Source organism: Pedobacter frigidisoli, from assembly GCF_032678525.1.
Lineage (GTDB): Bacteria > Bacteroidota > Bacteroidia > Sphingobacteriales > Sphingobacteriaceae > Pedobacter > Pedobacter frigidisoli_A.
On sequence record NZ_JAVTSE010000001.1, the window covers coordinates 911123 to 934039 of the forward strand.

General features: G+C 40.3%; 15 protein-coding genes. 3 read left to right on the forward strand and 12 right to left on the reverse strand.

Annotated elements, in window-relative coordinates:
- Window positions 1-31: 31 nt before the first annotated feature.
- From asnS to lpdA, 8 genes are all read right to left on the reverse strand, one after another.
- Window positions 32-1480: an asparagine--tRNA ligase gene (gene asnS, locus R2Q80_RS03855; protein WP_316798320.1), complete on the reverse strand. Its 1449-nt coding sequence runs from the start codon at window positions 1478-1480 to the stop codon at window positions 32-34.
- Window positions 1481-1603: 123 nt separating this feature from the next.
- The gene (locus tag R2Q80_RS03860; RefSeq protein ID WP_316798321.1) at window positions 1604-2593 is read right to left on the reverse strand and encodes a transglutaminase family protein; all 990 of its coding nucleotides are present in this window, start codon (window positions 2591-2593) and stop codon (window positions 1604-1606) included.
- A 31-nt stretch (window positions 2594-2624) separates the two neighbouring features.
- On the reverse strand, window positions 2625-3560 hold the full coding sequence (locus R2Q80_RS03865) for an alpha-E domain-containing protein (RefSeq protein ID WP_316798322.1): 936 nt from the start codon (window positions 3558-3560) through the stop codon (window positions 2625-2627).
- A gap of 9 nt (window positions 3561-3569) precedes the next feature.
- On the reverse strand, window positions 3570-5018 hold the full coding sequence (locus R2Q80_RS03870) for a circularly permuted type 2 ATP-grasp protein (protein ID WP_316798323.1): 1449 nt from the start codon (window positions 5016-5018) through the stop codon (window positions 3570-3572).
- A gap of 432 nt (window positions 5019-5450) precedes the next feature.
- A complete protein-coding gene (locus R2Q80_RS03875; protein WP_047797345.1) occupies window positions 5451-5978 on the reverse strand; it encodes a ferritin in 528 nt (175 codons plus the stop codon).
- 254 nt (window positions 5979-6232) lie between these two features.
- On the reverse strand, window positions 6233-6592 hold the full coding sequence (locus R2Q80_RS03880; RefSeq protein ID WP_316798324.1) for a hypothetical protein: 360 nt from the start codon (window positions 6590-6592) through the stop codon (window positions 6233-6235).
- Window positions 6593-6667: 75 nt separating this feature from the next.
- A complete protein-coding gene (locus R2Q80_RS03885) occupies window positions 6668-7510 on the reverse strand; it encodes an MBL fold metallo-hydrolase (RefSeq protein WP_316798325.1) in 843 nt (280 codons plus the stop codon).
- 171 nt (window positions 7511-7681) lie between these two features.
- The gene (gene lpdA / locus R2Q80_RS03890; RefSeq protein WP_047797342.1) at window positions 7682-9070 is read right to left on the reverse strand and encodes a dihydrolipoyl dehydrogenase; all 1389 of its coding nucleotides are present in this window, start codon (window positions 9068-9070) and stop codon (window positions 7682-7684) included.
- Window positions 9071-9624: 554 nt separating this feature from the next.
- On the opposite strand from lpdA, the gene R2Q80_RS03895 reads away from it, so the two are divergent.
- The gene (locus R2Q80_RS03895; RefSeq protein ID WP_316798326.1) at window positions 9625-12969 is read left to right on the forward strand and encodes a TonB-dependent receptor; all 3345 of its coding nucleotides are present in this window, start codon (window positions 9625-9627) and stop codon (window positions 12967-12969) included.
- Window positions 12970-12995: 26 nt separating this feature from the next.
- Window positions 12996-13583, forward strand: a complete 588-nt coding sequence (locus R2Q80_RS03900; RefSeq protein ID WP_316798327.1) for a hypothetical protein — start codon at window positions 12996-12998, stop codon at window positions 13581-13583.
- A 136-nt stretch (window positions 13584-13719) separates the two neighbouring features.
- Here R2Q80_RS03900 and R2Q80_RS03905 read toward each other — a convergent pair whose 3' ends face one another.
- The 3 genes from R2Q80_RS03905 to R2Q80_RS03915 all read right to left on the reverse strand — a co-directional run bounded on the left by R2Q80_RS03905 (window position 13720) and on the right by R2Q80_RS03915 (window position 18107).
- Window positions 13720-14514, reverse strand: a complete 795-nt coding sequence (locus tag R2Q80_RS03905; protein WP_316798328.1) for a S1/P1 nuclease — start codon at window positions 14512-14514, stop codon at window positions 13720-13722.
- Window positions 14515-14625: 111 nt separating this feature from the next.
- Window positions 14626-15807 (reverse strand): AIR synthase related protein, encoded by a 1182-nt coding sequence (locus R2Q80_RS03910; protein WP_316798529.1) that lies wholly within the window; start codon window positions 15805-15807, stop codon window positions 14626-14628.
- Between the two features lie 125 nt (window positions 15808-15932).
- Window positions 15933-18107: a glutamine synthetase III gene (locus R2Q80_RS03915; protein ID WP_316798329.1), complete on the reverse strand. Its 2175-nt coding sequence runs from the start codon at window positions 18105-18107 to the stop codon at window positions 15933-15935.
- 203 nt (window positions 18108-18310) lie between these two features.
- Here R2Q80_RS03915 and R2Q80_RS03920 point away from each other — a divergent pair, with 203 nt between their 5' ends.
- Complete coding sequence (locus tag R2Q80_RS03920; protein ID WP_316798330.1) at window positions 18311-19150, forward strand: TonB family protein; 840 nt, start codon at window positions 18311-18313, stop codon at window positions 19148-19150.
- A 107-nt stretch (window positions 19151-19257) separates the two neighbouring features.
- Here R2Q80_RS03920 and purL read toward each other — a convergent pair whose 3' ends face one another.
- Window positions 19258-22917 carry a phosphoribosylformylglycinamidine synthase gene (gene purL / locus R2Q80_RS03925; protein WP_316798331.1) on the reverse strand — a complete coding sequence of 1220 codons (3660 nt, stop codon included), beginning with the start codon at window positions 22915-22917 and terminating at the stop codon, window positions 19258-19260.

Consider the following 22917-nt stretch of genomic DNA (forward strand, 5'->3'; position numbering starts at 1 on the left):
CCATTTGATTTTCAAATGGCTCTCTTTTTTTTTAAAACTCTGCGTTCTTCGGGAAGCGCGGAAACGCAATTACATCCCTGATATTGGTCATTCCGGTAACGAAAAGTACCAGACGCTCGAAACCTAATCCAAATCCGGCATGTGGTGCTGTACCGAAGCGGCGTGTGTCTAAATACCACCAAAGTTCGTCCTGAGGAATATTCATATCTTCCATACGCTTGGTTAAACGCTCTAAACGTTCTTCCCTTTGCGATCCGCCGATCATTTCGCCAATACCGGGGAATAAGATATCCATAGCCGCTACAGTTTGTCTGCCTTCCGCGTCTGGTTCATTCTGGCGCATGTAGAATGATTTGATATCTGCAGGATAATCCGTCAAGATTACCGGTTTTTTAAAGTGTTTTTCAACAAGATAACGCTCATGCTCACTTTGCAGATCTGCACCCCACTCATCGATTAAGTATTTAAATTGTTTTTTCTGGTTTGGTTTTGATGATTTTAAAATCCTGATGGCCTCAGTATAAGTCAAACGCTCAAAATCATTCGACAAACAGAAATCCAGTTTCTCCAGTAAGCCAAATTCACTGCGCTCGTTTTGCGGCTTTTGCTTATCTTCTTCAGCCAAACGGGCATTTAAAAACTCCAGTTCTTCCTTGCAGTTATCTAAAGCAAATTTGATTACATACTTCATCATATCTTCCGCAAGCTGCATATTATCTTCCAGGTCTGCGAAAGCAAATTCTGGTTCAATCATCCAGAACTCTGCCAGGTGTCGGGTTGTATTAGAGTTTTCAGCCCTGAATGTCGGTCCGAAAGTATAAATCTTTCCGAAAGCCATTGCTGCAAGCTCGCCTTCCAGCTGACCTGAAACAGTCAGATTCGTGGCACGTGCAAAAAAGTCTTGTGAAAAATCAACCTTCCCATCCTCAGTCCGGGGCGTGTTGTCAAAATCCAGAGTGGTGACTTTAAACATTTCACCTGCACCCTCAGCATCACTTGCGGTAATTACCGGGGTATGCATATAAACGAAGCCTCTTTCGTTGTAAAACTGATGAATGGCAAAAGCCAGCGCGTGGCGAACTTTAAAAACCGCGTTGAAAGTATTGGTGCGGAAACGAAGGTGAGCTATCTCACGCAAAAACTCCAGGCTGTGTTTTTTAGGTTGTAAAGGGAATTTCTCCGGATCACTGTCCCCTAAAATCTCCAGACTGGTCGCTTTAACCTCCACAGTCTGACCTTTTCCCAATGACTCAATAAGTTTACCCGTCGCAGAAATAGATGCTCCGGTAGTGATTCGTTTTAACAGCTCCTCAGGTAAATTATTAAAATCAACCACAACCTGGATATTGCTCATGCAAGATCCGTCATTCAATGCAATAAACTGATTATTACGGAAGGTCTTAACCCATCCCATAACCGTTACCTCGGTGTCAAATGCTGTCGATTTTAATAAATCTTTAATTTGCTGTCTCTTAATCATATTGTTATTTATAATAAGCCGCAAATTTAGAAAAAAAACGCTACGAGTGCTCAGTTTATGAGCGCCAAATTTCAGTTTTTTGCAGGTGTACCTTCAGTATGAAAATTCCTCCCTAAATAGCGCTTATTGTTGTTGCTGTTGTTGCTGCTGCATGGCTTCCATATATTGCTGGTAACTGTTCTGGGCTCTCGCGGTGCTTGTTAAACCCGATGGCTTGGTATAGTTCACTTCTTTCGGCTGAAAATAAATGTCGCTGTCAAGATCTTCATCATTATAACCAACAGAGACATTTACTTCCATAATGTGTTCGAAACCACCTTTGTAAACGCCTTTAACCGGGGAGCAGTCTGTAAAGTTTCTTCCAACCGCAAGGCGAACGTGGTTTTCGTTAGCAATGCAGTTATTGGTAGGGTCGAGGCCCAGCCAGCCATATTCCGGTAAGTACGCCTCAGCCCAGGCATGGGTGGCCCCTTCACCCCGCATGCCATCCCTGTTCGGACAAATGTATCCACTCACATAACGGGCAGGAATACCGGTTAGCCTCAGCATCGCAGTAAGTACATGCGCAAAATCCTGACAAACGCCGGCTTTCAGCTTCAAAATCTCGTCGATAGTAGTATCTACTGCCGTAATTCCCTTAATGTACTCATAGCTGCTGAAAACGTGGGCACAATATTTTATAGCCGTTTGAAAAGGAGTATCTTCACCGTTTTTGATACTTAAGGCAGTTTCCTTAAGCTGGATAATGCCATCAAAAGGTTCCTGGCGTAGGTAATCTATATAGGGAACTTCATATTTTAGATATTCCAGACTGTTCCATTGCTCACTGCTGAACATATCATCTTGCGGTAAGGGTTTCGGAAAGGTCTCCACACTTACTTTTGAAAATATTTTAAGCTGGGTATGGGGTTCATTTTGTGTAAATGTGCCCACTTCATTCCCATAATAGTCGATAAACAGCTCAATTTCCGGGCTTCCGGAAATATTCAGGTCATGTTTCACCACTTTTTGGAAATCATCCTTTATCGGGAATAAAATTATCTGGTTCGCGCTGTCCCGAACCGGCGATTCGTATTTGTAATTGGTGATATGTTTGATTTTGAATACTGGCATATGGTTTGGCTTTTGTTGATATCGGCTCTGGTTATGAATTTGCGAAATAATATTCGTTTAATAAATTACCGATGCCGTAAAGTTCAGATCTGATTTCTGTTAGATAATGATGCAATTGTTCCTCTTCCATGGTATTCACGGAGCTATAAGTGATCATACTTTTTAACCTGCCGATTTTGAACAACAGATTGTTATAATGTTCTATATTACTTTCACTTTTTAACCGGCTAAAATACCTGTCGATATTGTTCATGGAGTACAGTGCAGATCTGGGGAAATCGTTGTTCAGCATCACCAGCTCAATGATGTTCTTGGCATCAAATCCCTGGCGGTAAGTCTTTAGGTACAGCTCGTAGCCTCCAATGGAAAGCAGCAGGTGTTTCCAGTAAGCAATATCCGTAAGTAAATCAGGATTATCCGTAATAAACCTGAATTTGATATCCAGGATATCAATCGACTGTATACTGCGTTCAAGGTGCTTGCCTATTTTCATGAAGCTTCTGCTTTCTCCGCGTTCCATTGCGCTATCTGCCGTTCCGTGGTACAACATTACCTGTTTAATCAGGATATCCAATGCGGTAATGGGGTCATCTTTTTGAACATACCACAGCAGTTTTTCGTCCTTAACCGTATGGTAATATTCATTCAGGCATTGCCATAAATCTTTTGGGATATGTTCCTGTACGCTGCGGGCATTTTCCCTCGCCAGGGTAACGATGTTTAAAATGGAATTCGGGTTATCCTTATTTAAAAGCAAATATTCAATTACGGCCCGGCTGTCGTGCTGAATGTTTAACAATTCGGGCTCATCATCAGAGGAGAAAATCCTGATAATCGGTTTCCAGGTAAACTCCTGTATGGTGTCCTGCGATGAGGCGTAATTGATTTTCAACATGCGTAACATGCCATCGCTGCGCTCCACATATCTGCTTAACCAGTATAAGCTTGATGCTACTCTACTTAACATATTATTATTTTAAGAAGTTAAAACCCAGGTATCTTTGCTGCCTCCGCCTTGTGAGCTGTTCACTACCAGAGATCCCTCTTTCAGGGCCACTCTTGTCAACCCGCCTGGAACAATAGATATTCCATCCGGTCCGTTAAGTGCAAAAGGGCGCAAATCTATCCTCCGCGGCGCCAGTTTACCATTGATGAAGCAGGGAGCAGAAGACAAACTGATGGTTGGCTGTGCGATAAAGTTTCTGGGGTCTTTCAGGATTTCCAGTTTATACTCTTCAGTTTCCTGTTCGGTAGCCGAATGCCCCATGAGCATGCCATAACCACCACTGCCGTTTGTTTTTTTGATCACCATCTTATTAATGTTCTCAAAAACATAATTTAACTCGTCCTGATTGCTCAACTGGTAGGTCGGTACATTTTTTAACAGCGGTTCCTCATTCAGGTAATACCTGATCATATCCGGAACATAGGTATACACGGCCTTATCATCGGCGACCCCATTTCCTACTGCATTTACGATGGCCACATTTCCTTTACGATAGGCCCCCATTAAACCGGCAACGCCTAGTACACTGTTCGGATTAAATACCAAAGGATCCAGGTAATCGTCGTCTACACGGCGGTAAATCACATCAACCTGCTGCAGGCCAGTCGTGGTCTTCATAAAAACTTTCTGATTTTTAACCACCAGATCCCGGCCTTCTACCAGTTCTACGCCCATTAGTCTGGCCAGTGTGGTGTGTTCGTAATAAGCAGAATTATACATCCCCGGGCTCAACAATACAATTGTAGGATTCGAAACCGCTCTTGGCGAAAGCGCCATTAGGTTCTTATACAATATGGCCGGGTACTCTGTTACACTTCTTACCCCGCATTGCGGAATCAGATCAGGAAAAAGTCTTTTAGTGATTTCTCTGTTTTCCAGCATATAACTCACGCCTGATGGCGTGCGCAGGTTATCTTCTAGTACATAGAAGGTTCCGTCGTGATCTCTGATCAGGTCTATACCGGCAATATGGATATAGATGTCGTGAAGTACGTTAACATTGTGCATTTCCCGTAAAAAATGCGGACAGGAATAGATTACATTAATTGGAACGATCTGATCTTTGATAATAAACTGATTGCTGTAAACGTCTTTCAAAAAAAGGTTCAATGCCCGCAACCGTTGCTTGATGCCTTTTTCGATAAACGACCATTCCGTTGAGGTGATGATACGGGGGATGATATCAAAAGGGAATATTTTCTCAATTCCTTCTCCGCTGTCATACACGGTAAAGGTAATTCCCTGGCTCATGAATAACTTTTTTGCCAGTTCTTCTTTTTTGTTCAGATTTTCGAGCGATTCCTTTGAGAAGTTGTTAATGAAGTTTGAATAATGATTTCGATAGTTGTTACTATTCAAAAACATTTCATCATAAGTATTGGGGTGATTTAAGTAATTTCTTATAAAATTTTCTACCATAAGACTTAAATATTTGCTTAAAGTATGATTTTGATATCAAAAAATACAAGTTTTATTTTAAAAAATATATAATAATCCAATTTACAAGATGTTTTTAGGGTTTTAATAAGCTTGTTTTTGTAATTATTTACGTTTTTATTAAAATTATTTAATTTATTTATGAAAAACACTTGCGTATTTAAATAATATGTGTACTTTTGTAATGCTCGTTAATTATTATATATTTGGTTTAAAAAAAGCGCTGGTAACGGCGCTTTTTTTATAAAGCTTACAAGACTTATTCATAATCAACATAAACCAAACAACCTAAACTAAGAGAAGCTTCTATGTAAAACATAGGAGCTTTCTTTTTTAACATAGATTCATTTCAAAACAAAAAAAAGCCATTTCTTTCGAAACAGCTTTTCCATATATGTTTTGTTAGTTGTTATTCTAGTCTTCAGAATAGGTGATGTCATTAACATGCTTGTCAATTTCCCATCTTCCAGTACCTTCTTCACCGATCACTTCGAATAATTCGAGTGCTCTGCGCGCTTTGTACTCTTCTTCACGTTGCTCTTTCAAGAACCAGTTTAAAAATTCCATCGTTACGAAATCCTGTTCTTTATGGCATCTTGATGCTAAATTTTTAAAGCTTTGAGTAATGGCAATTTCAGCTTCAAGTGCATCTTCGAAAACTTCTCTGAATCCACCGAATTCTGTTTTGATACCAGTTACTTCCGGAGAAATTGCATTACCGCCCATATCCAAAACATATTTGAATAATTTAAGCTGATGCATTCTCTCCTCGTCAGATTGCTTGGTGAAATAATCGGCCGAATAGTCATAACCGTTTTGGTTACACCATGATGCCATTGCTAAATATAGTGATGAAGAGTGAGCCTCTTTTTTAATTTGCTGATTTAAAAGTGTTTCAATATCCTGTGATATTAAACATTTGATACGCATTAGATCTTTCATAATTCTGTGCTTTAATAACAATACAAATGTAAACCGAATTTGTTCATTTGTAGAATTTATTTGCAATATGAAATTAGTCTAAATTGCTGATAATAAGTTATTTGTAATGATTTTAAATAGCGACAATCGCATGTGAAACAAATGATATAACGCTATACGGATTCTATTTGATTAGCAGTAAGATGGGGGTAAGGTTTGATACAAAGAGAAAGATTTTTGTCTCGGTTTCCCTTGTCTTAAATAAGCTGGTTTGTTTAGTAAACCAGTCTGTACAGGCAATCGTTCACCAGGTGGTTTAATTCAAACATGGTAAAAGTGCCATGCAAAAGATCCTTTAATGCGATAATTTCAAGCGCACTAAGCAGATAGATGTGCTCACACCCATTGAAAGTAACTAATTCGAAATCTGCTCTTTTAGTATTTAGTAAAAGATCTTCGATATCAATTTTTTCAACAGTCTTCTTAAGTTTTTGAAGAGAAAGGCAATTGAAACGGGCAAACTTACCTCCGAAATCGATATAAAAACAGTTTAGCTTATCAGATTGATAAACAGAACCATGATTATTAGAGAACACGTTAACGAGTTGATTGATATCAATACAAGCTTTTTCCATCGGACACAAAAATTCACATTATTTAGATTAAATACAAATAAAAGTGAAAATAAATTTATGGCCTTGCTGTTTCGGTTACCCCAGCTCTGCCAGGCGGAAAATCTCTGCTACCCTAATTCCTTTTTCAGTCCGCTGAACCGTACAACACTCATTCACCGGATCGTGCTCCAGATATAAGATATAATTGTTGTCGGCAGCCTCCTCGAGGAAGGCTTGTTTTTCTGTCAATGTTTTTAACGGAAACATATCATATGCCATTACATAAGGCAGGGGCAGGTGTCCTACTGATGGTAGTAGATCCGCCATGTAAACAATAGTGCGGCCTTTGTAACTGATTTTCGGAAGCATCATGGCATCTGTATGCCCATAGGCAAAGCCAATTTGAATATCTTTTTGCCACTCAATATCATCAGTTTCGTCAATAAACTGTAATTGTCCGCTTTCCTGAATCGGTAATATATTTTCTTTTAAGAATGAAGCCTTTTCCCTTGCATTGGGTACCGTGGCCCATTGCCAGTGTTTCTCATTGCTCCAGTATATCGCGTTTTTAAACGTTGGTGTGAGTTGTGACCCTTCACGGATCACTGCCCCACCTACATGGTCGAAATGCAGGTGTGTTAAAAAAACATCTGTAATATCGGTTTTGCCAAAACCCAGTGCTGCCAGTGATTTCTCCATCGAATCATCACCATGTAAATCATAATGACTGAAAAACTTTTCGTCCTGCTTGTTGCCGATACCCGTATCCACTAAAGTTAAACGGTCACCATCCTCAATGAGCAGACACCGCATTGCCCAGGTACAAAGATTGTTCGCGTCGGCTGGGTTCGTACGTTGCCAGATGGCTTTTGGTACAACACCAAACATAGCGCCACCATCAAGTTTGAATAATCCGGTATTTATAGTGTGAAGTTTCATTTACAGGTATTTAGGGTCAGTTATTCAGGTATTGGCAATACAGTATCAGGTGTTTAATATCAATTAGCTGGCATCAAGTCTGAAAGCATTAAAAATAAGAAAACCCTTCAGTTTATCTAAAGGGTTTTCTTTTTTAATTTATACGAATCAGATTTCCGAAAGGAATTCCGACTATAAGTGGATCACTTCACCGTATGCGTCAGCAGCAGCTTCCATAATCGCTTCACTCATGGTTGGGTGAGGGTGTACTGATTTAATCATCTCATGACCGGTAGTTTCCAGTTTACGGGCAACCACAATTTCAGCAATCATCTCGGTAACATTCGCACCAATCATGTGTGCACCAAGTAATTCGCCATACTTCGCGTCAAAAATTAATTTAATGAAACCATCTTTTGCACCGGCAGCACTCGCTTTACCAGATGCGGAGAATGGAAACTTGCCAATTTTTAATTCATAACCAGCTGCTTTAGCTGCTTTTTCAGTGTAACCAACAGAAGCAATCTCTGGTGTACAGTAAGTACATCCCGGGATGTTGTTATAATCTAATGGCTCAGCATGCTGACCAGCAATTTTCTCTACGCAGATAATACCTTCCGCAGAAGCAACGTGTGCTAAAGCTTGTCCGCCAACCACATCACCAATGGCATAATAACCTTTTACTGAAGTATTATAAAATTCATCCGTAACAATTTTGCCTTTCTCCGTTTTGATACCTGTTTCTTCCAAACCGATGTTTTCGATATTGGCCACAATACCAGCAGCAGAAAGGACGATGTCAGCTTCGATCGTTTGCATACCTGATGCTGTTTTTACCGAAACTTTGCAACCTGCACCGCTCGTGTCAACCGCTTCAACAGATGCTGAAGTCATTACATCGATACCGGTTTTCTTCAGGCTGCGCAATAATTGTTTGGAAACATCTTCATCCTCAACCGGAACAACATTCTCCATAAATTCTACGATCGTCACCTTAGTTCCCATCGTGGCATAAAAATAAGCAAACTCCACGCCGATAGCACCCGATCCTACCACTACCATACTTTTTGGTAACTCAGGAAGCACCATTGCCTGACGGTAGCCAATGATTTTTTTACCGTCTTGTTTCAGGTTAGGTAACTCTCTCGAGCGCGCACCTGTTGCGATAATAATATTTTTCGCTGTTAATTCTTTTTGAGAACCATCAGCACCCTTAACTTCTAGTTTGTTTCCTGGTTTCACTTTACCAGTACCCATTACTACGTCAATCTTATTTTTCTTCATTAAAAATTGAACGCCCTTACTCATTCCGTCGGCAACACCGCGACTGCGTTTTACCACAGCTGCAAAATCTGCAGTGGCTCCCGAAGTAGTAATTCCGTAATCAGCAGCATGGTTAATATATTCAAAAACCTGAGCGCTTTTTAAAAGCGCTTTAGTTGGGATACAACCCCAGTTTAAACAAATACCACCTAATGATTCGCGCTCTACAATGGCAACTTTCATTCCCAATTGTGAAGCTCTGATTGCAGCTACATAACCACCTGGGCCGCTGCCTAAAACAATAACGTCGTAGTTCATATCTATATAAAGAGATTTCTTTTAATTGTTTTGTATTTAAGTAATCTCCTGGGCAGGAGGAGGCTCTCCGGAAAGATTACCCTCGCTTCTATGAAACACATCAGCATTACAATGTAGAAACATCAGTTTCTTACAATCCCCAAAACTAAAAAAAAATGTTTGTTAATGAATCATAAATGGAAATTCATTAAAGTTATTCACAAGTCATTTCTCTTGTCCGCGTCCTAAACGTAGTTTCTGACTATCGGCGTTAATTTCAAAAATTTTATAAAAAGGGGATTTTGTAAACCGATTTTATACCTAAATCTCAGTTTATAGATTTTTTTACTAATAAAAACATTGTTTTGTTGATATATAAAGAGTTACAAGGCGGAAATCCAATGTTAAGTTAGTGTTAATTGTTGAATATTTTCGTGCAAATGTTAAAATCTGTTAAATTTTATTAATTACATTTGTGCGCAATTTGAATCGGTCATAAACACCGTCAGCTTGTGGTAATTAATCACTAACGATCATTATCAAACAACGACAAAAAAACAATTAAAAAAAAAAGTATGAAGAAATCTTTACTTTTAAGATTTGTACTCGTTATTGTTGCTTTAGTAGGTCTTACCTTTGGTGCAAACGCACAGGTAACCACTTCATCAATGACTGGTACAATTAGAGACGCCAAAGGCGCATTACCGGGTGCCAGTGTTAAGGCAACACACACACCTACCGGAACTGTTTACTCCGTATCTACTAACAATGATGGACGTTTTACAATTGGTGGTATGCGTGTCGGTGGTCCTTATACCATCGAAATAAGCTTCGTAGGTTACAGACCAGAAAAACAAACTGAAGTTTATTTGAAATTAGGTGAGCCTTATTTGGAAAACGTAACTTTAGTAGATAACAGTTCTACACTTGCCGAGGTAAAAGTTGTTGGTCAGAGTAACAACGCGATCATGAACTCTAACAAGAGCGGTGCTAATACTGTAGTTACCAGACAACAAATCCAGTCTTTACCAACCATTACCCGTAGTGTCAACGATTTAACCCGTTTAACACCTCAGGCAAATGGTACTGCTATCGGTGGTGGTAATTACCGTTCTAACAACTTCACTGTTGATGGAGCTAATTTTAACAACCAGTTCGGAATTGGTCAGAATATTCCCGCGGGAGGATCTCCAATTTCAATCGACGCGTTAGAGCAAATCTCCATCAATGTAACGCCTTATGATGTTCGCCAGTCTGGCTTTACCGGTGGTTCTGTTACCGCTGTAACCCGGTCGGGTTCTAACACTTTTTCTGGTAACGCTTTCTATACCATGCGTGGTGAAGAACAACAGGGGAAAAGAATTGGTGAAACTTACAGGATACCAACTTTACAGAAGTTAGATGAGAAAAACTATGGCTTTAGCTTAGGTGGTCCGATTGTAAAAGACAAATTATTCTTTTTTGTTAACTACGAGAAAAAACATACTATCGAGCCTGGAAATAACAGAATTGCTGCAACGGCTGCACTACCGTATAACAGTGGTGTCTCAACTGTTGCACCAGCTACTGCATCGGATTTAGATCAATTGAAATCATACTTAATCTCTAAATATGGTTATGACCCGGGTGTATACCAGGGATATTCAAACATCAGTGATAATGAAAAAATGTTTGCCCGTTTAGACTGGAACATTACAAGCAATCACCGTTTCAGTGTGCGTTATAATCAGGTAGAAAGTACCTCACCAAGTTCAGCAAGTACTTCAGTTACTGGTTCGGGTGTAACTGGTAATTTAGGTTACGGAAACAATAGGTCTGGTAGCAATACCAATGCTGGTTTAAATTTTTCAAACTCCAACTATTATCAGGCGGCTAACTTGTATTCTGCAGTTGCTGAGTTAAACTCCAACTTCGGTAGTAAAGTTACCAACGTATTGCGTGCTACTTATTCTCACCAAAACGATCCAAGAACTTCTGATAGTTCTCCTTTTCCTTTGGTTGATATCTTAAACAATACCCAATCGGGAACATCTGCTGGTAGCGTATTAACTACTTTCGGTTACGAACCGTTTACTTACGGTAACTTAAGAGATGTTAAAGGATATACCTACAGTGATGATTTAAGTTTGGCCCTAGGTAAACATAACATTACTTTAGGTGTGCAAGCTGAATTCAGTACAACTAAAAATGGTTTCCAACGCTTTGGTACTGGTTTCTATACTTTTGCTTCTTATGCTGATTTTTATAACAATGCAAGACCATTACAGTATTCAGTAACTTACCCTTTAACTGCCGATGGATCGCAAGCTTTCCCAAGCTTTAAGTTTGCTCAATACTCTGCTTATTTACAGGATGAGTTTACTATTTCGGATCGTTTGAAAGTAACTGCAGGTATCCGTTTTGAACAGGCAACATATCCTAATGTTTCAGAAATTAGAACACATCCATTAGTAGCTGCTCAAACTTTTGCCAACGGTCAAAAAATCGATACAGGTGTTTTACCAGAAAATAAATTAACATATTCTCCTCGTTTTGGTTTCAACTGGGATGTAATGGGCGACCGTTCAGTACAAGTTCGCGGTGGTTCAGGTATTTTCACTGGCCGTGTTCCTTTTGTATGGATCGTTTCTCAATCGGGTGACGCTGGTTTACTTCAATATACTCAGGTTTATTCTGGTGCTTCAACACCATTATTTAATCCAAGCATTGCTCCAAACTTAACTACTGCTGCTCCAGCTGCAGGAACAAGTATCCCTGGAACAATCAGCGCTATGGCTCCTGATTTGAAATTCCCTCAAACATGGAAGTCAAGTTTAGCTGTAGACTTTAAATTACCTGGTGGCGTAGTCGCTACTTTAGAAGGTATCTATGGTAAGGACCTGAATGTTGCCGTTGCTAAAAACGTAAACTTACAAGAACCAACTGCTTTAACTATAGCTGGATATCCTGATACAAGACCGTTTTACGGAAGCTCTGTAACTTCAAGACAGGTTGTAAATATCACAAGTGCAGGTATTCCAAGCACAACTGGTACTTCTGCGTTGAACGTTATTCAGATGACAAATGCTAAAGGTGGTTATAACTGGCAAGCAACAGCTCAGTTGACAAAACAATTCCAGGGTGGTTTATCTGCAATGATTGCTTACACCCGTTCTGATCAACGTAACTTCGGTGATGGTAGTGGTGACCAGTTATTAAACTTATGGTCTATTCCATACACTTCAACTAATTCGAATAATCCAACATTAAGTTATTCTCAGAATTTAGTACCTGACCGCTTTATTGCCAGCATTTCTTACAGAAAAGAATATATCAAGAATTTGGCTACATCATTCTCATTATTCTATCAAGGTCAGCAACAAGGACGATTCTCTTACTACTATAGTGCAGATTTCAACCGCGATGGACAAACAAATGATTTGATTTACATTCCGCGTGATGCTTCCGAAATTACTTTCACAAACATACCTTCAGGTACAACAGGTTATGCAAGAGCTTATAGTGCACAGGAGCAAAGTGATATCTTCATGAATTACATCAATAATGATCCTTACCTAAGCAAACGTAAAGGTCAGTATGCTGAGCGTAACGGTGCATTATTGCCATGGAGAAATCAGTTTGACTTCAGATTAACTCAGGAAGTTTTCAGAAACTACGGAAAATCTAAAAATTCATTCCAGTTTACAGTAGATATTTTCAACGTAGGTAACTTGTTGAATCGTAAATGGGGCAACGTCAACTTCGCTAACAACTCAGCGATTCTTGTTCCTCAGAACGTTTCATCAATCAGCACCACAACCAAACCTACATTCAGGTTAGCCAATACGCAAGGTGATATCGTTAGAGATTCATATGGTACTTCACAAACCATCTCATCAACCTATTACATGCAGTTTGGTGTACGTTATAATTTTAACTAAGGCTGTAAATTTTTAAATTGATTAAAATGAAAAATATATTATCAAAAATTATGGTCACAGCTAGCGTTATTGTATTATCAATGAGCGCTTGCAAAAAGGACCCTAATGCTGAAAAAGAAGTTTCAGGTACCGGTGGTACAACCATTGAATTAGCAAAAGGTAATCCAATTTCCGCTACAGGTACTGTTGGAACAAGTGTAGTAACATTAAATTACATTGTTGGAGAAAAACTTTTTCCTTCTAAAGTAATTCCTAAGCTAACCGTTTTCTATCTTACCAACACACAAACCAGCGCAACTGCTGTAAGTAGTTCTGTAAGGACTCAACTTTACACTGCTACAAACGTATCGTTGGCAGCTACCGCTTCACCGGTTGCTGGTGCACCTGTTGTAACTTCAATTGGCGCTTACGGTAACTCAGCTAACACTGTTTGGGGACTTACCTATACATTCCCTTTAAGTTCAATTGGCAAAGGCCTTTTCACAGTTAGCAACGGCGCTTCTTCTCAGTCAAGAGGTACAAGTATCATTATTGTAGCTCAGGATGCAGCGAATGTAACACTTGCTGAATACACATTTGCACTGTCAGAATTTGGGTTGAGAGCTGCTCTGTAAGCTTTTAATTCCTATATATTAAGCCCCAACCATCGGTTGGGGCTTTTTTGTACACGTCAAATAAGTTTAACAGAACATCGCAAAAAAAGCTTCGCATACCTGCGAAGCTTTTGTCAATCCGATAACTTTTTTCGATCTATTTATAAACTACACCATTTTCAAAAAGCTCATTCAAAACACCAGCCAAACGAATGCCGCCCATTTCAATGCGTTTATTTGCAATATCAATGTGAGATTGATAATAATCTTCTCCGAGTTTGTTGTTGGCCTCAATCTCCTCATATAGCTTACTACTGATCCGATAACTTTCATACAGCCAATCAACCGGTGCGGCTCTTTGCCATCTTCTGATTTTTGCCCGGCCAATCTGATCTTTCGACGACAACTCTGCTATGCTTAATCCCTGATGATCGAGCAGGCGGCTGTCCCAAAGGCTGTGTAAATTCGTTCCCTTTCCGTCAAACTGCACCTGTATGGTATTACCTCCTTTGTCTTCTGCTCTGCTCACATGCATGGGTTGATGAGCATCACCCACCAGGTGTATGATAAACTTGAGCGCCACTACCTTTTGTGCTTTTGTAGCATTAGGGTCCTGAATGATATGTTCATTCAGCTCTAGTGCACTCAATAAATTATCGGTTTTTAAGGTGGTAATACTATCCCGGAACTTTCGCTTGTTTAATCCTGGTGGAAGATTCACGAAATGCCAGTTAGCAGTATTCTTATAAGCCGGTTGGTTGCGAACTTCGTCGGCCCATGAAGCCACATCTATCATACTTTCATTTTCCAAAAGTAATTTTACAGCCTCTTTTGCTTTTATGCTGAGGTGTTGTTCTGCTATGGTGGCCACGGTTTTATGTCCGAAAAAGCCCCACGAACCAAACAAGAGTGCAATGCAAATTAGGGACATTGCTGTTGTTATTTTCTTCATGCCCCGAAGATAGGCAGTCACATGGTACGCTGTTGGATTGTGCGCTAAATTTTACACAAAAAAAGGTCCTGAACACAAGTTCAGGACCTTCACATTTATATTTCTTTCGATCTAATTATACACAAATGTACCTTTATCACTTTCTATAGTCACCTGCTTTTGCGTTCCGCTTTCCACATGCCCGATAACCTGCGCATCGATGTTGAAGCTTTTAGAAATGGCAATGATATTATCAGCAATCTCCTGCGGCACATACAACTCCATACGGTGACCCATATTGAATACTTTATACATTTCCTTCCATTCTGTACCAGATTGCTCCTGAATCAGCTTAAACAGCGGCGGAACAGGGAAAAGGTTGTTTTTAATCACATGGATATCATCATTAACAAAGTGAAGCACTTTGGTTTGCGCGCCGCCACTGCAGTGAACAATACCGTTGATCTGGCTGCGGTAGCTTTCCAGTATCTTTTTAATCACCGGTGCATACGTACGGGTAGGAGAGAGTACCAGTTTCCCTACTGTAGTTTTACCGAAACCTTCAATCTCAATTTCCTCTGTTAGTTGTTTCCGACCAGAAAATACCAGGTCGAACGGAACCGCCGGATCGAAACTTTCAGGATAAGTTTCGGCCACCGATTTTTCAAAAACATCATGACGGGCCGAAGTTAAACCATTCGAACCCATACCGCCGTTATATTCAGTTTCGTAGGTGGCCTGACCATATGATGCCAAAGCAACAATCACGTCGCCAGATTTAATATTATCGTTACTAATCACTTCTTCACGCTTCAGGCGGCACGTAACCGTAGAATCCACAATGATGGTTCTTACCAGGTCACCTACATCAGCAGTTTCGCCCCCTGTTGAGTAAATAGTAATTCCCTGTTCGCGTAAGTCGGCTAAGATTTCTTCAGTACCATTAATTACCTCGGCAATCACCTCACCTGGAATCAGGTTTTTGTTACGGCCGATAGTAGATGATAACAGGATATTATCGGTTGCACCCACGCAGATCAGGTCATCAATGTTCATGATGATGGCATCTTGTGCAATGCCTTTCCAAACCGATAAATCTCCGGTCTGTTTCCAGTAAACATAAGCCAGTGATGACTTCGTGCCTGCACCATCGGCATGCATGATATTGCAGTAGCTCTCGTCGTTGCCTAAAATGTCGGGAATGATCTTGCAGAATGCTTTCGGGAAAATACCCTTATCGATGTTTTTGATGGCATTGTGCACATCTTCTTTTGAGGCAGAAACGCCGCGTTGATTGTACCTGTTATCACTCATGTTGCCGCAAAGATAATGGAAAAAGTCGGGAGTCAGAAGGGAGAAATCAGAAGTTTTCTGCACCCAAAAAAAGAGGCGTAAAGTTTTCACCTTACGCCTCTTAAAGCTTAAAACCTGATGGTTTTTTATTTCATGAATAACAATTCTCTGAATTTTGGTAAAGGCCAAACACTGTCATCAACAATTTGCTCCAGTTTATCAGCATGGTAACGAATGGTATCGAAGTAAGATTTAACTTTCTCGTCATAAGCAATTGCTTTCTCACGGGTATCCTCGATTTTGTTGGTTACTTTACGCTCTTCAAGCATCGCATCGATATTGGTTTTAACGATATCTAAATGCTCAGATAGCTTTTTAACAATCTCTAAAGAAGCTTTGCTGTCTACACCGATTTCTTTTAAACCTTTAACATTAGCAATTAATGAGTTCTGGTAAGCGATAGCAGCAGGGATAATTGCTGTGTTAGCCACTTCACCCATTACACGTGCTTCGATCTGAAGTTTTTTGTAGAAGTTCTCCAGCATGATTTCATGACGGGCATGAATCTCGCGTGCGCTATAGATACCGGTTGTTGCAAATAACTCAGCAGATTTATCTGTTAAGTAAGCGTCTAAAGCTTTCGGTGTAGTTTTGATGTTTGATAAACCACGTACTGCAGCTTCATCTTCCCACTCCTGGCTATAACCATTTCCTTCGAAACGGATCGCTTTAGATTCTTTGATGTATTTTTTAATTACTGTTAATAAAGCGATATCTTTTTTATCACCTTTTTTGATCAGTTTATCAACCTCAACTTTAAATTTAGTTAATTGCTCAGCCATAATCGCATTTAAAATGGTCATTGGTGCTGAAGAGTTAGCAGAAGAACCAACGGCTCTTAACTCAAATTTATTACCTGTGAAGGCGAAAGGAGAGGTACGGTTACGGTCGGTGTTATCCAATAAAATCTGAGGGATTTTAGGGATACCTAACCATAGTGCGTTATCTTCTTTAATTTTTTTACTGATACGTGAGTGCTCAATCTCATCTAATACATCGTTCAGTTGTGAACCTAAAAAGATCGAGATAATTGCTGGTGGCGCCTCGTTAGCACCTAAACGGTGATCGTTGCTTACCGATGCAATACTTGCACGTAATAAGTCTGCATGCTCGCTAACCGCTTTAATTGTGTTCACAAAGAAAGCAAGGAACATTAAGTTATTTTTAGGTGTTTTACCTGGAGCAAGTAAGTTTTTACCAGTGTCAGTAATTAACGACCAGTTGTTGTGTTTACCTGAACCGTTGATACCTGCATATGGTTTTTCATGTAATAAAACACGGAAATGGTGACGGCGGGCAACTTTTTCCATCAAGTCCATCAACAATTGGTTGTGGTCGATAGCTAAGTTGATTTCTTCATAAATCGGAGCACACTCAAACTGAGATGGTGCAACCTCATTGTGACGGGTCTTCAAAGGAATACCCAATTTCAGAGCTTCGTTTTCGAAGTCTACCATGTACGTGAAAACACGCTCAGGAATAGAACCGAAATAATGATCTTCTAATTGCTGACCTTTAGCAGACATGTGTCCGAATAATGCACGGCCGGTTAATAATAAATCCGGGCGGGCATTGAATAATGACTCATCAACTAAGAAATATTCCTGCTCAATACCTAAAGAAGCATTTACTTTAGTGATGCTTTTATCAAAATACTGGCAAACATCAACAGCAGCTTTATCAAGTGCAGCTAATGCTTTTAACAATGGAGCTTTGTAATCTAATGCCTCACCAGTGTATGAAACGAATACAGTTGGGATACAAAGTGTTTTTCCTGCTTTGCTTTCCATAATGAATGCTGGAGATGATGGATCCCATGCGGTATAACCACGTGCTTCGAAAGTGTTACGAATTCCACCATTCGGGAAACTCGATGCATCAGGCTCCTGCTGAACTAAAGCACTTCCTGCGAATTTTTCGATAGCACCGTCGCCACTTGGCTCAAAAAACGAATCATGTTTTTCAGCTGTAGTGCCTGTTAAAGGCTGGAACCAGTGCGTATAGTGAGTGGCGCCAGCGCTCATTGCCCATGCTTTCATAGCTGTAGCAATTTGGTTCGCGTCGTCAGAATTAATCAGCTCACCTTGGTTAATAGATGAGATTAATTTTTCATATACGTCTTTAGATAAGAAATCTCTCATTTTTTTCTTATCAAATACATTAGCGCCGAAAAAGTCAGAAATTTTCGATGAAGGAGATTTAACTTCAGGTGAAATTCTGTTTTGAGCCTCTTTTAATGCGATGGTTCTTAAGCTTTTCATTAATCTATTTTGTTTTTTGTCAAAAATAGCATATTTTATTAATTTTTGTAAAACAATCGTATTTTTTATATCAATTTTACAGAAAGTGAAATAAAAAAATGTTTTTTAAGTAGCTTTTTTCATTTTTTGTAAAGAAAATGCATTTTTTAATCGTTTTATGGAATCGCCGATTTTGTTGCATCATGGTATAAAAAACTAAAACTATGTTCAACTCTTCATTCAATCTGTACAAAACCGAGTGGCTCGATCTTGTATTTGCTAACCGCAACAAAAACTATGGTGCTTATGAGTTAAGATCCAAATCTTCTGCGATCACAACAAGAGCACTTTTTATTGCTTCAGCACTTTTCCTGCTGCTCTTCTGCAGTCCGCTCATCTACAGCAAACTGGTTCCTAAAGAGATTATAGTAGAGGATAAGGCGAAACTGGTAACACTGGATAATGTGATCCATCAGATGAAGCCTAAAACAGAACCTGAAAAGAAAGCTGAACCTGCAAAAGCTGAGCCTGTGAAAGTAAAAACTGTTGCACTTTCTCAGAATATTGTCGTGGTAAATAAGGTTGATTTACCTGATCCTCCAACTGTAACAGAAATCGAAAATGCGGTAATCAGTGATAAAACTCAGGAGGGTATCATCAGCCCTGCGGCTGTAGTAACCACAAGCACAGGAACCGGCGATGGAAACGGAACGGCAAAAGATGGAGAAGGCACGGGATCAAACGAACCTGTAGGGTTGGAAGGCGTTGATGAGTATCCTGAATTTGCGGGCGGTGCAAAAGCATGGTCGAAATACATGGAACGCAATTTACGTTACCCGTCACGTGCCCAGGAAGAAAATATTCAGGGAAAAGTATTCGTAAGCTTCGTAGTGGAACGGGATGGTTCAATTACTGATGTATCCGTAATCAGGGGAATCGGTTTCGGCTGTGATGAAGAAGCCATGAAAGTAATTAAGAAATCACCACTCTGGAAACCAGGTAGAAATAAAGGAACCGCTGTACGCGTAAGGTATAATATGGCGATTAACTTTCAGATGATGTAATCAATAAAAATAATCGTCATTGCGAGGCACGAAGCAGTCTTTTTCGAAGGATCAGATTAGATGATTCTATAGATTGCTTTGTGCCTCGCAATGACGAAAACTACATTTTATTTCTTTTCAATCCATTTCCTCGCATTCACAAAAGCTTCCATCCATGGCGAAACCTCATCTTTACGGCCTGCCGGATAGTTTGCCCAGTGCCACTGGAATAATGAACGCTCAATGTGTGGCATCATCACCAGGTGACGACCGCTTTCATCACACATCATAGCAGTGTTGTAATCAGAACCATTCGGACTGGCAGGATAACCTTCGTAACCGTATTTAGCTACAATCTTATACTGGTCTTCGGCATAAGGTAAAGAAAATCTTCCTTCACCATGTGATACCCAAACACCCAGTGTGCTACCAGCTAAAGTCGACAACATCACCGAATTGTTTTCCTGTAAGGTTAACGAGGTAAATATACTTTCGTGCTTACCACTCTTGTTGTGTAACATCTTCGGTTTAGCGTCATGGTTTTTGTTAATCAGGCCAAGCTCAACAAATAACTGGCAGCCATTACAGATACCTACTGATAGAGTATCTTCGCGTGCAAAGAATTTCTCCAGTGCAACCCTGGCTTTATCATTATAAAGGAAGGCACCGGCCCATCCCTTTGCCGATCCCAATACGTCAGAGTTAGAAAAACCGCCGACTGCTCCGATAAACTGGATATCTTCAAGTGTTTCCCTGCCGGTAATTAAATCGGTCATGTGTACATCTTTTACATCAAAACCAGCTAGGTACATGGCATTCGCCAATTCACGTTCAGAGTTACTTCCTTTTTCACGGATAATCGCCGCTTTAGGTCTTGGTTTTGAAGCATCTATAACCGGTTTCTTTCCATCAAACTGATTAGGGAAATTATATTTTAAAACCTGATTTTTATAGTTGTCGTAACGTTCTTTAGCCAAACCATTTCCAGTTTGTCTGCTGTCTAACAAGTAAGAAGTTTTAAACCAGATATCACGCAGGTGATCAATGTCAAAACTCAGGTCGGTCGTTCCACTTTTAACACTCAGCTTAGCTTCACTCGTAACTGTACCGATTTTATGGAAGTCGACACCAGCCTGGCTTAATGCATCCGCTATAGCATCATCAGCCTGGAAAACAATTGCAATGTTCTCCGCGAATAATAATTTAATGATATCCTGCTCTGCCAAGGATGTTAAATCAATGGCTGCACCTAAATCACGGTCTGCAAAACACATTTCCAACAGGGTAGTAATCAAACCACCGCTACCAACATCATGTCCTGCATCAATTTTTCCATCCTTAATTAATTGCTGTATGGCATTGAATGCTTTAGATAATTTGGCAGCATCTTTAACATCAGGAGTCTCAGTACCGATTTTATTTAAAATCTGGGCAAATGATGATCCTCCTAATTTATAAGTATCATGAGATAGGTTGATATAATAAATGGAACCACCGTCTTTTTGTAATACCGGCTCCACCACTTTTGTAATATCGTTACAGTTACCGGCAGCAGAAATAATTACGGTTCCCGGCGCAATGACATCGCCATCTTTATACTTCTGTTTCATCGACAGTGAATCTTTTCCCGTTGGGATGTTGATTCCCAAGTCAATGGCGAAATCCGAGCAGGCTTTAACCGCTGCATATAAACGGGCATCTTCGCCTTCGTTTTTACAGGCCCACATCCAGTTGGCTGAAAGCGAAACACTTTTCAAGCCGTCTTTTAACGGTGCCCATACAATATTAGATAATGATTCAGCAATGGCATTACGACTACCGGCAGCAGGATCAATTAAAGCCGAAAGCGGCGAATGACCTACTGAAGTGGCAATACCTTCTTTACCCTGAAAATCTAAAGCCATTACACCACAGTTGTTCAAAGGCAACTGTAAAGGACCTGCAGTTTGTTGCTTTGCAACCCGGCCACCTACGCAACGGTCAACCTTGTTGGTTAACCAGTCTTTAGATGCCACCGCTTCCAATTGCAATACCTGCTCTAAATAGGTATTCAATTGTGCTGAATCATAAGCAACCGCTTCATAACCTCGGTCAACTGTATGGTCTTCCATCACAATTTTCGGAGAACTGCCGAACATGTCTTTCAGCTCTAAATCCATTGGTTTAACGCCAGTTGTTTCCGATTTGAAAGTAAAACGATGATCACCGGTTACCTTACCAACCGTATACATTGGTGAACGCTCGCGGTCTGCAATTTTTTGTAAGGTTTCGATATGTTCATTTCCGATCACCAATCCCATCCTTTCCTGAGATTCGTTTCCGATAATTTCTTTTGCCGAAAGGGTAGGGTCGCCTACCGGAAGTTTATCCAGATTGATTAATCCACCGGTTTCTTCTACCAGCTCCGATAAACAGTTCAGGTGACCACCCGCACCGTGATCGTGGATGGAAACAATAAAGTTTTCTTCGCTTTCCACCATCCCACGAACAGCATTTGCCGCGCGTTTCTGCATTTCCGGATTAGAACGCTGAATCGCATTTAATTCAATACCCGAACCATGCTGACCCGTATCTGCGGATGAAACTGCTGCTCCACCCATTCCGATTCTATAGTTTTCTCCGCCCAGGATAACGATATTATCGCCTTCCTGTGGTTTTTGTTTTTGTGCCTGACTCGCTTTACCGTAACCGATACCGCCGGCAAGCATAATTACTTTATCGTAGCCTAACTTACGCGATTGCTCTTCATGCTCAAATGTTAACACCGAGCCGGTAATTAAAGGCTGACCGAATTTATTTCCAAAATCCGTTGCGCCGTTAGATGCTTTGATCAGGATATCCATTGGTGTCTGATATAACCACTCGCGTTCTTCAACGCCTTTTTCCCACTCACGATTGTCTTCCAGACGGGAAAGGGCAGTCATGTAAACTGCAGTTCCTGCCAATGGCAAAGAACCTTGTCCGCCCGCTAAACGGTCCCTGATTTCACCGCCTGAACCAGTTGCTGCCCCATTAAAAGGCTCAACAGTAGTCGGGAAGTTATGGGTTTCTGCTTTGATGGAAATGACCGAATCAAATTCACTTATGGCATAGTATTCCGGAACATCAGCACGCTTCGGTGCAAATTGCTCCACTTTCGGGCCTTTGATAAAAGCTACATTGTCTTTATAGGCCGATACAATATCATTGGGGTTTTCTTCAGATGTTTTGCGGATCAGTTTAAACAACGATGTAGGTTGTTCAACGCCATCAATCACAAATTTGCCGTTAAAAATTTTATGGCGGCAATGCTCAGAGTTTACCTGCGAAAAGCCAAAAACTTCCGAATCGGTTAAAGGTCTTTCTAATCGTTTTGCAAGTGAATCCAGATATTCAACTTCTTCATCGCTTAATGATAAACCTTCCTGTTGATTAAATGCTGCAATATCGCTGATTTCAAGAATGGGTTCAGGTTTTATATTGATGCTGAACACTTTCTGATCAAGTTTGTCATATTTTTGTGAAAGCATTGGGTCGTAATCAGAAAAATCTTCGGCTACTGCTTTAAATTCTTCAATTCTGATCAGCCCCTGCATGTCCATGTTTTGTGTAATCTCCACGGCATTGGTACTCCATGGTGTAATCATGGCCGCTCTTGGTCCAACGAAAAAGCCACTTAAAGCTGTTTCCTGCGAGATTTTGGCACCGCCAAATAACCATTCAAGTTTAGTAATATCATCTGGAGAAAGCGTTTTGTCTGTTTGAACTACAAAAACCGCCTGCGATTGACTAAGGAAGAAATGAATCAT

Excerpts from the sequence above, each read along its gene's own strand:
- R2Q80_RS03900 (WP_316798327.1), top strand. The coding sequence starts at position 12,996 with ATGAAAAATATATTATCAAAAATTATGGTCACAGCTAGCGTTATTGTA.
- R2Q80_RS03880 (WP_316798324.1), bottom strand. The coding sequence starts at position 6,592 with ATGGAAAAAGCTTGTATTGATATCAATCAACTCGTTAACGTGTTCTCT.
- R2Q80_RS03875 (WP_047797345.1), bottom strand. The coding sequence starts at position 5,978 with ATGAAAGATCTAATGCGTATCAAATGTTTAATATCACAGGATATTGAA.
- asnS (WP_316798320.1), bottom strand. The coding sequence starts at position 1,480 with ATGATTAAGAGACAGCAAATTAAAGATTTATTAAAATCGACAGCATTT.
- R2Q80_RS03860 (WP_316798321.1), bottom strand. The coding sequence starts at position 2,593 with ATGCCAGTATTCAAAATCAAACATATCACCAATTACAAATACGAATCG.
- R2Q80_RS03910 (WP_316798529.1), bottom strand. The coding sequence starts at position 15,807 with ATGAGTGATAACAGGTACAATCAACGCGGCGTTTCTGCCTCAAAAGAA.
- R2Q80_RS03920 (WP_316798330.1), top strand. The coding sequence starts at position 18,311 with ATGTTCAACTCTTCATTCAATCTGTACAAAACCGAGTGGCTCGATCTT.
- R2Q80_RS03865 (WP_316798322.1), bottom strand. The coding sequence starts at position 3,560 with ATGTTAAGTAGAGTAGCATCAAGCTTATACTGGTTAAGCAGATATGTG.
- R2Q80_RS03885 (WP_316798325.1), bottom strand. The coding sequence starts at position 7,510 with ATGAAACTTCACACTATAAATACCGGATTATTCAAACTTGATGGTGGC.
- R2Q80_RS03905 (WP_316798328.1), bottom strand. The coding sequence starts at position 14,514 with ATGAAGAAAATAACAACAGCAATGTCCCTAATTTGCATTGCACTCTTG.
- lpdA (WP_047797342.1), bottom strand. The coding sequence starts at position 9,070 with ATGAACTACGACGTTATTGTTTTAGGCAGCGGCCCAGGTGGTTATGTA.
- R2Q80_RS03895 (WP_316798326.1), top strand. The coding sequence starts at position 9,625 with ATGAAGAAATCTTTACTTTTAAGATTTGTACTCGTTATTGTTGCTTTA.
- R2Q80_RS03870 (WP_316798323.1), bottom strand. The coding sequence starts at position 5,018 with ATGGTAGAAAATTTTATAAGAAATTACTTAAATCACCCCAATACTTAT.
- R2Q80_RS03915 (WP_316798329.1), bottom strand. The coding sequence starts at position 18,107 with ATGAAAAGCTTAAGAACCATCGCATTAAAAGAGGCTCAAAACAGAATT.
- purL (WP_316798331.1), bottom strand. The coding sequence starts at position 22,917 with ATGATTCATTTCTTCCTTAGTCAATCGCAGGCGGTTTTTGTAGTTCAA.